General features: G+C 75.9%; 10 protein-coding genes and 1 pseudogene. 3 read left to right on the forward strand and 8 right to left on the reverse strand.

Going from position 1 to position 12,799, the window contains the following annotated elements; translation table 11 throughout:
* Nucleotides 1-8 precede the first annotated feature (8 nt).
* Genes PH191_RS08930 through PH191_RS08945 form a run of 4 tightly spaced genes read right to left on the reverse strand, consistent with a single transcriptional unit; the run spans nucleotide 9 to nucleotide 2,955 of the window.
* Complete coding sequence (locus PH191_RS08930) at nucleotides 9-434, reverse strand: DUF3017 domain-containing protein (protein WP_337994052.1); 426 nt, start codon at nucleotides 432-434, stop codon at nucleotides 9-11.
* Nucleotides 435-441: 7 nt separating this feature from the next.
* Nucleotides 442-1,293 carry a bifunctional methylenetetrahydrofolate dehydrogenase/methenyltetrahydrofolate cyclohydrolase gene (locus tag PH191_RS08935; protein ID WP_274194266.1) on the reverse strand — a complete coding sequence of 284 codons (852 nt, stop codon included), beginning with the start codon at nucleotides 1,291-1,293 and terminating at the stop codon, nucleotides 442-444.
* Nucleotides 1,294-1,297: 4 nt separating this feature from the next.
* Nucleotides 1,298-2,335, reverse strand: a complete 1,038-nt coding sequence (locus tag PH191_RS08940) for a DMT family transporter (protein WP_274194267.1) — start codon at nucleotides 2,333-2,335, stop codon at nucleotides 1,298-1,300.
* 32 nt (nucleotides 2,336-2,367) lie between these two features.
* A complete protein-coding gene (locus tag PH191_RS08945) occupies nucleotides 2,368-2,955 on the reverse strand; it encodes a hypothetical protein (RefSeq protein ID WP_274194268.1) in 588 nt (195 codons plus the stop codon).
* A gap of 200 nt (nucleotides 2,956-3,155) precedes the next feature.
* Between PH191_RS08945 and PH191_RS08950 the strand changes: the two genes are divergently transcribed.
* Nucleotides 3,156-3,818: a GPR1/FUN34/YaaH family transporter gene (locus PH191_RS08950; protein WP_274194269.1), complete on the forward strand. Its 663-nt coding sequence runs from the start codon at nucleotides 3,156-3,158 to the stop codon at nucleotides 3,816-3,818.
* Nucleotides 3,819-3,901: 83 nt separating this feature from the next.
* Here the strand turns inward: PH191_RS08950 and PH191_RS08955 are convergent, their stop codons facing one another.
* From PH191_RS08955 to PH191_RS08965, 3 genes are read right to left on the reverse strand one after another with little or no spacing between them, the layout of a single operon-like run.
* Complete coding sequence (locus PH191_RS08955; RefSeq protein ID WP_274194270.1) at nucleotides 3,902-7,465, reverse strand: error-prone DNA polymerase; 3,564 nt, start codon at nucleotides 7,463-7,465, stop codon at nucleotides 3,902-3,904.
* Nucleotides 7,466-7,515: 50 nt separating this feature from the next.
* Nucleotides 7,516-9,228: a DNA polymerase Y family protein gene (locus PH191_RS08960; RefSeq protein WP_274194271.1), complete on the reverse strand. Its 1,713-nt coding sequence runs from the start codon at nucleotides 9,226-9,228 to the stop codon at nucleotides 7,516-7,518.
* On the reverse strand, nucleotides 9,225-10,088 hold the full coding sequence (locus tag PH191_RS08965) for a hypothetical protein (RefSeq protein ID WP_420791769.1): 864 nt from the start codon (nucleotides 10,086-10,088) through the stop codon (nucleotides 9,225-9,227). The genes PH191_RS08960 and PH191_RS08965 overlap by 4 nt, the downstream gene beginning before the upstream one ends.
* 203 nt (nucleotides 10,089-10,291) lie before the next feature.
* Here PH191_RS08965 and PH191_RS08970 point away from each other — a divergent pair.
* Nucleotides 10,292-11,067, forward strand: a pseudogene (locus PH191_RS08970) (NAD-dependent epimerase/dehydratase family protein).
* On the opposite strand, the gene PH191_RS08975 reads toward PH191_RS08970, so the two are convergent.
* A complete protein-coding gene (locus PH191_RS08975) occupies nucleotides 11,019-11,339 on the reverse strand; it encodes a chorismate mutase (RefSeq protein ID WP_274194272.1) in 321 nt (106 codons plus the stop codon). The pseudogene PH191_RS08970 and the gene PH191_RS08975 overlap by 49 nt on opposite strands.
* Nucleotides 11,340-11,402: 63 nt before the next feature.
* Between PH191_RS08975 and PH191_RS08980 the strand changes: the two genes are divergently transcribed.
* Entirely contained in the window at nucleotides 11,403-12,794 is a 1,392-nt protein-coding gene (locus PH191_RS08980) for an MFS transporter (protein ID WP_274194273.1), read from the forward strand.
* Nucleotides 12,795-12,799 lie beyond the last annotated feature (5 nt).

Consider the following 12,799-nt stretch of genomic DNA (forward strand, 5'->3'; position numbering starts at 1 on the left):
GGCGGACGTCACCGTGTGGCGAGCGGTCCCCCGGTGATCGTGAGGGCCACGGCGATCACGACGAGCCCGAACAGGACGTACGTGACGATGTCCACCCGGCGGCTGCGGACGGCGAGCAGGCCGGCCGCCGTGCGGGTCAGGCTCGCGCGCAGCGCCCCGGCGAGCAGCAGGGCGAGGCCCAGCTCGGTGGTGCCCTCGCGCCAGTGCTGCAGTGCGATGCGACCGAACGCGAGTCCCACGACGAGCATCACCGCGAGGAACGGCAGGTGCGCGCGGACCTTGCGGATCATCTCGGCGCGCGTGGTGCGCGGGCGGGCGTGCCGTCCCGCCGCGGACGGGAGCACCTCGGTGGGGCTCTCGTCGGGCGGCGGCGCGGGTCGGACCGTCGGCTGGGGTGCCGACGGCCGTCCCGGGCGCGGGGTCACGGCGGTCACCGCACGCTCACTCCGTCCCGCGCTCCGCGCGCTCGACGACGTTGGTGAGCAGCATGCCCCGTGTCATGGGGCCGACCCCGCCCGGGACGGGCGCGAGGTACGAGGCGACCTCGGCGACCTCGGGGGCGACGTCACCGACGAGGCCGTTCTCACCACGGGTGATGCCGACGTCGAGCACGGCGGCGCCGGGCTTGACCATGTCCGCGGTGACGAGGCCGGGCACGCCGGCCGCGGCCACGATCACGTCGGCGGCCCGGAGCTCGGCGGCCACGTCCTTGGTGCCGGTGTGGCACAGGGTGACGGTGGCGTTGACCGAGCGGAGGGTCAGCAGCAGGCCCAGCGGCCGCCCGACGGTGACACCGCGACCGAGGACGGTGACCTTCGCGCCGTTCAGCGGCACGTCGTAGCGGCGCAGCAGCTCGACCACTCCGCGCGGGGTGCACGGCAGCGGGCCCGGCTCCTGGAGCACGAGGCGCCCGAGGTTGGTCGGGTGCAGGCCGTCGGCGTCCTTGTCCGGGTCCATGCGCTCGAGGGCCGCGCCGGAGTCGAGGCCCTTCGGCAGGGGCAGCTGGACGATGTAGCCGGTGCACGCCGGGTCGGCGTTGAGCTCGTCGATCACCTTCTCGACGTCGGCCTGCGTCGCGTCGGCGGGCAGGTCGCGGCGGATCGAGGTGATCCCGACCTTCGCGCAGTCGTTGTGCTTGGCCCGCACGTACGACTGCGAGCCCGGGTCGTCGCCCACCAGGACGGTGGCGAGCCCCGGGGTCCGACCCGCCGCGGTCAGCGCGGCGACCCGCCCGGAGAGCTCGTCGAGGATCGACGCGAGGGTGGCCTTCCCGTCCAGCTTGGTCGCGGTCACGACCTCATGATGGCAGGTCGGCCGTGCGCTCCCGGTCGCCTCGCCGCCGCAACGGCCACGGAGTGGCGGCCACGACCGCCGCGACCAGGGTGAGCAGCGCCCCGAGGACCGTCGTCACGCCCGGGGTCCCGGCGGCCGACGGCAGCACGAGGTCGAGGACGAGCGCGCCGACGACCTGGCCCGCCACGGCGCCGAGCGAGAGCAGCAGCACCCCGACCTGGCCGACCACCCACGCCCCCAGCCCGATGAAGATCGCGCCGAACGGGCCGCCGAGGTAGAGGTACCAGGCGCCCGGCAGCGGGTTCGGCGGCCCGAGCACGAGCACCGCGACGATCGCCGCGAGCACCAGCGCGATCAGGCCGACGACGAAGTTGATCGTCGCGGCGGGGAGCACGGAGGCGACGAACGAGTCGCGCTCCCCGTCGCCGGTGTCGGTGCCGGTCCCGGTGCCCGCGCCACCCGCCGCCGCCGCGACCCGGCCGTTGAGCGCCTGCTGGGTGGCGATGGCGAGCCCGGCGGCGAGCGGGACCAGCGCCAGGGCGACGGGGGCGTCGGAGCTGATCGACGGGGCCACCGACAGCACCACGGCGCCGAGCATCAGCAGCGCCCCGACGACCCGCGGCGGCGTCGTGCCCTGGGGTCCGGCCGGGCCGAGGCCGACGCGGTCGGCGACGAGCCCGCCGCTGGACTGGCCGGCGACGACCGCGATCGTGAAGAGCGCCGTGCCCAGCACGTGCGCGGTGACGCCCTGGCCGGCGACCAGCAGCGCGCCGCCCAGGCCGCCGAGCAGCTGCCAGGACCGCAGGGTGCCGCGCCGCCGCGCCGACCCCACGCGCCGCAGGCCCCGGCGACCCGGGCGCAGGAGCGCCACGAGGATCAGCAGCAGCACCAGCCCGAGACCGAACGAGATGACCGCGGCGAGGATCCCGTCACCGAGCTCCGCGCCGAGCTCGGCGTTGACCCGCGCCTGCCCGACGATGAACATCCCGGTGACGAAGGCCCCGGCGAGGCCGACGAGGGTCCGCGAGCGCTGGGAAGCCACGGTCCGGGGACGGTAGTACCGCGGTGGGGCTGCTACCGGCCGAACGCCTCCCGAGCGGGGTGACGGAGCGACCACGCCCCGGGACGGGCCCGGGTGTCGACGAGACGGGCCGTCGCCGTGTTCGCCGCGGCCACGCCGCCGGCGTACACCGCGTGCTGGACCATGCTCGTCACCAGCAGGCGACGCTCCCACCGCCAGGGCGGTGGGGTCTCGCCGAGCACCGGGAACAGGCCGAGGGCCATCGTCTGGCAGCCGACGAAGAAGGCCAGGCCCGGCCCGGGCTCGCGTCCGAGGACGCGTCGGAGGGCGACGTGGCCGACGCCGACCGCCGAGCCGTAGCCCCAGTGCACCAGCCAGAACAGGGTCTGTCGGCCCCGCGCGGAGCGCGGTGCCCAGCCGACCACGTGCTGCAGCAGCGTCGAGGCGGCGATGACGACGTGCTCGCTGTCGTCGTAGTCGAGGATCTCCTCGATCTCGTCGACACGGATGCCGTCGCGGCGGGCGTGGAGCTCGCGGTGCAGCCGTGCCGTCAGGGTCATCGCCCCGGTGCCGACGGCCCCGCCCACCACGCCGCGCGCGACCTCGCGCAGCACCGTCGCGCTCCCGCGCCGTGCGCCCATGGGCGTCAGCTTGCCCTGGATCGGTTCACGACGCGGCCGCAGAGGCCCTCTGTCGATGTACCCCTCCGTTCGGGCGGTGCCGTAGAGGGCGTGGTGCGCCTCACACTCGTGAGGCACGGGGACGACACCGTGCGCCCACCCGTACCAACGGGACGGGTCGACCGACGGTGTCCCGGGCGACAACCCACGAAGGAGTGCGGATGACCACCATCGACGAGCAGTCCACCGCGGCACACGCGGCCCCGGACACCGGAGCCGAAGCGGCGGCCGCAGCCGGTGCCAACCCGGCACTGGTCGGCGTCCCGACATTCGTGATCGGCTCGGTGGCCCTGGGGCTCTACCTGGTCGGCTTCACCGGAGCGTCGAGCACCGCACTGGTGGGCTTGCTCCCGATCCTGTTCATGTGCACCGGGATCGGGCAGCTGGTGGCCACGGTCTGGTCGGTGCGCATCGGGGCCGGGGCACCGGCAGCCATCTTCGGCATCTTCACCGGGTTCTGGCTGAGCTTCGCCGTGCTGGCGACCTCGCTGGGCCAGGACTGGTTCGGGCCGACCTCCACCGACACCGCCGTCGCCACGGGCGCCCAGGAGACCTTCCTGCTCACCTGGCTGATCGGCATCGTCATCCTCACGGTGGCCTCGCTGCGCCTGCCCGCCATGTTCACCGTGCTGTTCGTCCTCATCGACGCGGCGCTGCTGCTGGTGCTGCTGGGGACCTCGAGCGGCTCGACGGGCCTGCTGTTCTTCGGCGGCATCGTGGTGTTCGCCTTCGCCCTGGTCGGCGTCTACATGTTCCTCGACGCCATGGGGCAGGCGACCGGCGGGAAGCCGATGCCGATGGGCAAGGCCCTCATCGGCGGCTGACCGATCCGCACACCCACGTACCGCGAGGGACGCCCTGACCGCCGGCGACGGCGTCGGGGCGTCCCTCGTCCTGTGTGCGGGGGTCACCGGAAGTCCCGGGAGCTCGAGGGCACGCGGAGCTCGAGGCGTTCGATGCGGTCGGCGACGAGGTTGACCACGGTCGGCGCGTCGTGGGCGCGCTCGACCCGGCCGCGGATCACGAGCGCCGCGCTGGTGCGGGCCACCACCCGGTGGCGCGCCCAGAGCCCCTCCGAGCAGACCACGTTGAGCATGCCGGTCTCGTCCTCGAGGTTGAGGAACGTCGTGCCGCCCGCGGTCGCGGGACGCTGGCGGTGGGTGACCACCCCGCCGACCTCGATGCGCTCGCCCTCGGGCACGCGGGCGACCGCACCGACCGAGTAGGCGCCGCGCTCCTCGAGCGCGTGGCGCAGGTGGGTCACCGGGTGGCTGTCGGGCGTGAGGCCGGTGGCCCAGACGTCGGCGACGGTGAGCTCCACCGCGCTCATCCCCGGCAGCGCCGGCGCCTCGAGACCCACGGCGGTGCCGGGCAGGCGGTCGTGACGCACGCCGTCGCGCACCACCCCGACCCCGGCCGCCGCCGCACCGGCCGCCCACAGCGCCTCGCGGCGCTCGAGCCCGAAGCAGCGCAGCGCCCCGGCGGTGGCCAGCGCCTCGACCTGCGCGGTGGGCAGCTCGGCGCGGCGCGCGAGGTCCGCGACGTCCCGGTAGGGGCCCTCCCGTTCCCGTTCCGCCACGATCCGGGCGGCCACCTCGTCCCCCATCCCGCGCACCCCGGCGAGACCGAGCCGCACGGCGACCCCGCCGGTGCTGTCCGGATGCGGCTCCAGGCCCGGGGTGTCCGCGGAGACCAGGACGTCGGGGCCGAGCACCACCACCCCGTGGCGGCGGGCGTCGGCGGTGAGCGACTGGGGCGAGTAGAAGCCCATCGGCTGGGCGCGCAGCAGCGCCGCGCAGAAGGCGGCCGGGTAGTAGAACTTGTACCAGGCGCTGACGTAGACCAGCGACGCGAAGCTGATCGAGTGGCTCTCCGGGAAGCCGAAGTTGGCGAACGCCTTGGTCTTGCCGAAGATCGTGTCCGCGAGGTCCCCGGTGATCCCGTTGGCGGCCATCCCCTCGTAGAACCGCTCGCGCATCCGCTCGATCCGCTCGCTCGAGCGCTTGGCCGACAGCGCGCGCCGCAGCTCGTCGGCCTCGGCGGCGGAGAAGCCCGCGACGTCCACCGCGAGCTGCATGAGCTGCTCCTGGAACAGCGGCACCCCGAGCGTCTTCTCCAGGGCCGGCTCGCAGAGCGGGTGGTCGTAGACGATGCGCTCCAGCCCGTTGCGCCGCCGGATGTAGGGGTGCACCGAGCCGCCCTGGATGGGCCCGGGACGGATCAGCGCGACCTCGACCACCAGGTCGTAGAACTCCCGCGGCCGCAGGCGGGGCAGCGTCGCCATCTGCGCCCGGGACTCGACCTGGAACACGCCCACCGAGTCGCCCTCGGCGAGCATCGCGAAGACCTTCTCGTCGGTGGCCTGCAGCTCGTGCAGCTTCACGCGGACGTCGTGGTGCTCGGCGACGAGGTCGGCGGCGTAGTGCAGCACCGAGAGCATGCCCAGGCCCAGCAGGTCGATCTTGACCAGCCCGACCGCCGCCGCGTCGTCCTTGTCCCACTGGATGACGCTGCGTCCCGGCATCCGTCCCCACTCCACGGGCACCACCTGGTCGACCGGGCGGTCGCAGATGACCATGCCGCCGGAGTGGATCCCCAGGTGGCGGGGGAAGCCCGCGATCTGCTCGGCGAGGGAGGCGACCGCCGCCGGCATCTCGGGCACCTGGCCCGCCAGCGCTGCGCCCGTACCTCCGGTCGACGGCCCCCACCGGTCTATCTGCTTGCTCCACGCGTCCTGCTGGCCCTGCGCGAAGCCCAGCGCGCGGGCCGCGTCGCGCACCGCCGAGCGCGGCCGGTAGGTGATGACGTTGGCGACCTGCGCCGCGCGGTCGCGCCCGTAGCGGGCGTAGACGTACTGGATGGCCTCCTCGCGGCGATCGGACTCGATGTCGAGGTCGATGTCGGGATAGCCGTCGCGCTCCGGGGAGAGGAACCGCTCGAACAGCAGGTTCATCTCGACGGCGTCGACGTGGGTGATGCCCAGCGCGAAGCACACCGCCGAGTTCGCCGCCGACCCCCGACCCTGACAGTAGATGTCATGATCGGAGCAGTACTTCACGATGTCGGCGACGATGAGGAAGTAGCCGGGGAAGCCCTGCTTCTCGATGACCCCGAGCTCGTGCTCGATCACCTCGAACGCCCGCGGTGAGCGCATCCGGTCGCCGTAGCGCAGCGCGGCCCCCATCCACGTCAGCCGGCGCAGCCAGCTCGCCTCGGTCTCGCCCTCGGGCACCGCGAACGGGGGCAGCTCGGGCGCCAGCAGGTCGAGGGAGAACGCGCACTCGCGACCCAGCTCCGCGGCGCGGGCGACGGCCTGCGGGTGGCGGGCGAAGCGCTCGGCCATCTCCGCCCCGGAGCGCAGGTGGGCCGGCCCCGGCGGCAGCCAGCCCTCGGCGTCGTCGAGGCTGCGCCGCGCCCGCACCGCCGCCAGCGCGGCCGCGAGCCGGGCGCGGTCGGGGGTGGCGTAGTGCGCGCCGGTGGTGGCCACCGTGCGCAGGCCGCGCCCCCGGTCGGCCCCCGCGGCGAGCCCCGCCAGCGCCGCGTTGCGCTCGGTGTCGTCCGGGAGGCCCTGGTCGGTGAGCTCGACCGCGATGTTCTCGGCGCCGAACAGGGCGACGAGACGGTCGAGCTCGCGGGCGGCGCCGACCGCCCCCTCCGCGGCCAGCGCCCGGCGCACCGATCCCTTGCGGCACCCCGTCAGCACCTGGACGTGCCCACCGAGCGTCGCCGCGACCCGCTCGGCGTCGTAGACCGGGCGCCCCTTCTCCCCGTGGGTGTGCATCTGCCCCTCGGTGATCGCCCGCGAGATCGCCCGGTAGCCGTCGGGGTCGCGGGCGAGGACCAGCAGGTGGTCGCCCTCGGGATCGGGCACACCGTTCTGCGGCGCGGACAGGCCCAGCGAGAGCTCGGCGCCGTAGACCGTCGGCACCCCCAGCTCCTGCGCGGCCTCGGCGAAGCGGACCACGCCGTACATGCCGTCGTGGTCGGTGAGCGCGATCGCCTCCAGCCCCAGCCGCGCGGCCTCCTCGACCAGCTCCTCGGGATGCGACGCGCCGTCGAGGAAGCTGAAGTTGGAGTGCACGTGCAGCTCGGCGTAGGGGACGGTGACGCCCGTCGGGCGCGTCCCCGCCGGCGACCGGTAGGGCGTGCGGTGCCGCGACCACGCCGGGCTGTCGCCCCCGTCGCCCGGGAAGTGCTCCTCGCGCGGCGGGCGGAGCGTGCCGGGGCCGTCGATCCGCTCGCTGTCGTCGTAGGCCAGGGGGTCGCGCACGACGTCGTCCGGCGGCCAGGGGCCGATGTGACCCTCGTGCGGCTCGGCGTCCCTTCTGGCCGCGCTCCGCTGCGCCGCGTCGCCCTGGATCGCCTTCCGCGAGCCGTTGCCCCGACCCTGCAGGCTGGGCCCGTCGGAGGGGCGCCCCGACAGCAGGCGCTCCATCTCCGACCAGCTCACCGGCGGGTTGCCCCACCCCACGTCAGATCCCTCCCTCGGCGACGGTCCGGCTCCCCGGCGCTCCGCGTCCGTCAGTCATAGATCCCCTCCACCGCCCAGCGCTCGCCGCGGTGGACGAGCAGCAGCGCGCGCCCCACCGCGTCGGCGCCGGACGCCACCGGGTCGGGCGCGAGGTCGGCGGCCGGGTCGGGCTCGGGGTCGCGGCCTGCGGCGATCTCGTCGGCGTCGGTGGCGCACACGACCTGGATGCGCACGCTGCCCCCCGCCACCGCCCGGGGGTCCCACCAGCGGCCGGGATCGGGCCACGGGCCGCCCCAGGCCCGGACCGGCGCGGTGGGCGCCGCCGGGTCGGTGCCGAGGGCCACGTGCGCCGGCGGCGCCGAGAGACGACCACGGGTGGCCCGACGCACCGGGGCGCCGTCGGCGTCGAGCACCCGCGCCGGCAGCGGCTCGGGCGGCACCCGGGCCGGCGACGGGGCGGTCAGCGCCCCGGGCCAGGGGGCCTGCGGATCGAGGCCCGGGGTCTCGCGCTCGTCGCCCCACGGCACCAGCTGGATCCGCTCGCCCGGCCCCCGCCCGCCACCGGACACCCCGGTGAGCACCTCCTCGGGCCCGAGCAGGCCCTGGACCCGCACCAGCGCCCGGCCGGCCCGCTCGTCGGCCACCCCGACCTCGCCCCAGAGCCCGAGCTGCAGCCGCCCCGCCTCGACGACCTCCTCCGGCACGAGGCGCAGCACCGTGAGCCCGCCGTCGGACCGCCCGGCCCCCTCCCCTCGACGCGAGAGCCAGCCCTCGAGCTGCCAGCGGACGCGGTCGGCGGTGCCGTTCGGGGTCAGCGGCTCGGCACAGCGCCACACCCGGGCCAGCTCGTCGCCCTCGGTGGTGCGGGCCTGCACCCCGAGGCGCGTGCACGCGAGCCCCGCCCGCCCCAGCGCCTCGTGCAGGCGTTCGGCGAGCGAGCGGGCGGCGAAGGCGGCGGCGTCGACGCGGTCGACCGGGGGATCGAGCGGGAGCTCCACGGTGAGCTCGTCGGGGATGCGGCGCCGCGAGGGCGGGCGCTCGTCGAGCCCGCCGGCCAGCCGGTGGGCCCGGACCGCGGCCGCGTCGAAGCGCGAGGCCACGTCGGTGGCCGACAGCTCGGCGAAGGCGCCCAGCGTGCCGAGACCGAGGCGGCGCAGCAGACCGATCAGCTCCGCGCGGGCGGCGCTGGCGTCGTCGTCGGCACCCGCGGTGTCGGGCTCGACGCCCGGTTCGAGCTCGAGCTCGGTGACCGGCAGCGGCGCCAGGAACGCCGGGCTCTCTCCCGCCGGCACCAGCAGCGAGCGACGCGCGGCGAGCCCGGCGGCGAACAGCCCGTCGGCCACCCCCACCTGGCACTCCACGTGGGCGCGCGCGGCGACGTGGTCGACCAGGCGCTCGGCCACGATCTCCTCGCTGCCGAAGTACCGGGTGGGCCCGCGCGCCGAGAGCGCGACCAGCCCGGGGCGCACCACCTCCACGCCGGGCGCCAGCTCCTCGACCGCCGCGGCGACCGGCTCGAAGCCCCGGGCGTCGCGCTCGGGATCGCGGGCGAGCACCGCGAGGTCGGGGCAGCGGGCCTGGGCCTCGCGGCGCCGCAGCCCCCGGCGCACCCCCTGCGCCCGCGCCGTCGCCGAGCAGGCCACGACCCGGTGCGACGCCAGGACCGCGGCGGGCCGCGCGGACGGCAGGCCGGCCTCGGCCGCGCCGGCCACCACCGGCCAGTCGGGACACCACAGCGCCAGGACCCGCGCGGGCGCGCTCATCCGACCGCCCCGATGCGCGTCGGCTCCTCCGGCACCGGGCGCGGCGGCCCGGTCAGCGGCGCCCCGATCGGCAGCTCGCCGTCCGGCGCGCACTCCCCGGCCGGCCCGGGCAGCAGCACCGGCACCTCCTGCTCGCCGGGACGACCACGGGCGGCGCAGCGCACGCGGACGCGTCGCGAGCGCAGCCGCCCCGTGCCGTCGCCGCCGAGCCCGGCCCACGCGCCGCCCTCGGCCCGCAGCTCGACCTCGGCGCCCGGCCACATCCCCGGCGCGCCCACGGGGACCAGCACCGCCCCCCGCTGACGCACCCGGGCCCCGAGCCGCTGCCGATCCCCCGCCGGCCAGCGCACCCCCGGCAGCGTGGTGTCGAGCACGACCACGTCCACCCCGTCGACCAGCGCGGCGACCACCGCCGCCGGACGGGGACCGGGGCGCGGCACCAGCGCCGTGCGGGACAGGTCGAGCCCCGCCTCGGCGGCGGCCTGGATCCCCAGGTCGGGCAGGCCCACCAGCGCGCACCACGCCCCGGCCCGCGACGCCTCGGCCAGCAGCGCGAGCAGCAGCGACGTGGAGCCGCACACGGCGACCGCCGACCCGCGCCGCAGCCCGCCCCCGGGCAGGACCCCGGCCAGCGGCCCCGCCACCGGCAGCACCGCGCTGCCCTCGCGATCGACCGGCCGGGGCGGCTCGGGCTCCGGCGTGGGCTCCACGGGCTCCGGCGTGGGCGCGGCCGGGCGGCCTGCACGGCGGCCCTTCAGCTCGGAGGCCCGCACCACCCCCAGGTCTGCCCAGCGGCGCGACGGGGAACCCTGCCCGTCGAGCAGCGACGAGACCGACGACGACACCGGTGCAGCGGTCACGACCCCTCCTCATCGAACACGTGTTCGAACAGGGAGGACGCTAGCTCAGTCCCCCGACAGCCACGAGCCCTGCGGGCCGGGATCACCCTGACCGGCGGAGAGCTTCGGAGAACGAAGCATGCGCCGGGGACAGGTCCGGTCCGCTCCTCGCCGCAGCGGCCCACGGCTCGCCCGGCCGTCGCGGGACGGGCAGGCTCCGGACCATGACCGAGCGTGTCCTCGTCACCGGAGCCGCCGGACGGATCGGCGGCTACCTGCGGTCCCGCCTCGCCCGCCCCGGTCGCACCCTGCGCCTGCTCGACATCGACACACCGCCCGACCCGGGAGCCGACGAGGAGGTCGTCACCGCCTCCGTCACCGACCTCGACGCGCTCGTCGCGGCGAGCGCGGGAGCCGACGCCGTCGTCCACCTCGGCGGGCACAGCGGCGAGGAGGCGTGGGACCACATCCTCGCCACCAACATCCACGGCACCTACGTCGTGTTCGAGGCCGCGCGGGCGTGCCGCGCGTCGTGTTCGCCAGCAGCAACCACGCCGCCGGCTTCCACCCCGCCGTCGACCCCGTGCCCGACGACCTCCCACCCCGGCCGGACACCTACTACGGCGTCGGCAAGGTGGCCGGCGAGGCGCTCGGCAGCCTCTACCACGACCGCTACGGCCTCGACGTGGTCTGCCTGCGGATCGGGACGTGTCGCGAGCGCCCCACGGACGCCCGCGGACTGTCGACGTGGCTCTCGCCCGACGACTGCGGCCGGCTCGTCGAGGCGTCGCTGACCTGCCCGTCCCCGGGCTTCCGCATCGTCTGGGGCGTCTCGGCCAACACCCGCCGACGGTGGGCGCTCGCCGGCGCGCACGAGATCGGCTACCGCCCGCAGGACGACGCCGAGGTGTTCGCCGACGAGGTGGACCGGCGTCCGGCCGCCACCGACTCCTACGTGGGCGGCGAGTTCGCGGGCTCGTCCTTCGACGCCCCGGCCTGAGCCACGACGGCCTCCTCGATCCGGATGGCCTCCTCCATGAGCATGTCGGCCAGGCGCACCAGGAAGCCCTCGTCGAGGCCGTGCTCCCGCGCCCGGACCGCGGCCTGACGCTCCACCTCGGCCGCCCGACCGGGCTGGAACACCGGCATCCCGGCCTGCGCCTTGAGCGCCCCGACGCGCTCGATGCAGCGCATCCGGTCGCGCACGAGGGCGAACAGGGCCTCGTCGATGCCGTCGAGCTCCGCGCGCAGCTCCCCGAGCCCCTCGGTCACGATTCCTCCTGGGATCGACCCACAGTGATGACGAGCCGGACGAGCCGACCTACGGTACCGCTCATGGCCCTGCCGACGGCTACGTTGCGTGCATCGCGGCCGTTCCTCCCCGTCGCGGCGGGCCTCTTCTGCATCCAGCTCGACTTCTTCTCGCTCGGCCTGGCCCTGCCGACGATCGCCGTCGACCTGGGCACGACGGTGACGGACCTGCAGTGGCTGCTCAGCGGCTACATGATCGCCCTCGGCGCCGTGCTGATCCCGGCGGGGCGGCTCGGCGAGATGCTGGGGCGCCGCGAGGTGCTGCTCACCGGGATCGCGGTGTTCGGGCTGAGCTCGCTGGTGTGCGGGGTGGCGACGTCGGTGCCGGTGCTCATCGCCGCCCGCGCCGTGCAGGGCGTCGGCGCCGCGCTGATCATGCCGGCGGGCTTCGCGCTGGTCACCAACGCGACCACCGAGCAGGAGCGCCCGAAGGTCATCGGGGTGCTGCTCGGCGTGTCCGGGGTCGGCACCGCCCTCGGTCCGGTCCTCGGCGGCGTGCTGTCGTCCACCGTGGGCTGGCGCTGGGTGTTCCTCGTCAACGTGCCGGTGGCCCTGCTCGCGCTGTGGTCCGGCCGGCGTCTGCGGACCTCCCGCGACGAGGAGGCCGGACGCGACCTGCGCCGCCTCGACTGGTGGGGCGTGCTCACCGTCGTCGGCGGGCTCGTCGCCGTCAGCGTCGCGATCGACGACGTCGGCGTCCAGGGCTGGACCACCCCGGCGACCTGGGGTCCGCTGCTCGGCGGGATCGCGCTGCTCGTCGCGTTCGGTATCCGCGAGCACCACGCGGCCGCGCCGCTCGTGCGGCCCTCGCTGGTGCGCAACCGCCTGTTCGTCGTCCTCTGCGCCGCCGGCACGCTCGCCAACATCGGGACGGTCACCTACGTCGTCGCCGCCACCATCGACCTGCAGACCCTGCGCGGCCTCTCCGCGGCGGCGGCCGGGCTGGCCTTCGTCGTGTCGTCGGTGGGGCTCGCGGCCTGCGGGCCGCTCTCCGGGTGGCTGACGACGAAGGTCCCGGCCGGCCTCGTCATGGCCGTCGCGGTCCTGGCCTGCCCGCCGGCCCTGGTGCTGCTGGCGTTCGCCCGGTCGCTGCCGCTCTACGTCCTCGCGCTCGGGCTCTGCGGACTGACCACGGGCATGGGGTACGGGCTCGGCCAGCTCGCGGTGCAGAACGTCCTCCCGCCGCAGCAGTCGGCCGAGGGCTCCGGGGTCATGCTCACCTCGCTCATCTGCTTCGGCGGCATCGGGGTCGTGGCGGCCACCGCGGTGATCGAGGCGGTCGGGCCGCGGCCGCCGACGTCGGCCGGGCTGGCGCTGGCCCTGCTCACCGTCGCCGCCCTCCTCCTCGTCGCCGGCGTCGCGACCCTGATCAGCCAGTGGCCGCGCCGCCGCGCTCCCCGAACCGTGTCCGTCTGAGGAGA

Origin of the sequence: Actinomycetospora callitridis, from assembly GCF_028737265.1 — a bacterium.
GTDB lineage: Bacteria > Actinomycetota > Actinomycetes > Mycobacteriales > Pseudonocardiaceae > Actinomycetospora > Actinomycetospora callitridis.

Excerpts from the sequence above, each read along its gene's own strand:
- PH191_RS08945 (WP_274194268.1), bottom strand. The coding sequence starts at position 2,955 with ATGGGCGCACGGCGCGGGAGCGCGACGGTGCTGCGCGAGGTCGCGCGC.
- PH191_RS08950 (WP_274194269.1), top strand. The coding sequence starts at position 3,156 with ATGACCACCATCGACGAGCAGTCCACCGCGGCACACGCGGCCCCGGAC.
- PH191_RS08960 (WP_274194271.1), bottom strand. The coding sequence starts at position 9,228 with ATGAGCGCGCCCGCGCGGGTCCTGGCGCTGTGGTGTCCCGACTGGCCG.
- PH191_RS08980 (WP_274194273.1), top strand. The coding sequence starts at position 11,403 with ATGGCCCTGCCGACGGCTACGTTGCGTGCATCGCGGCCGTTCCTCCCC.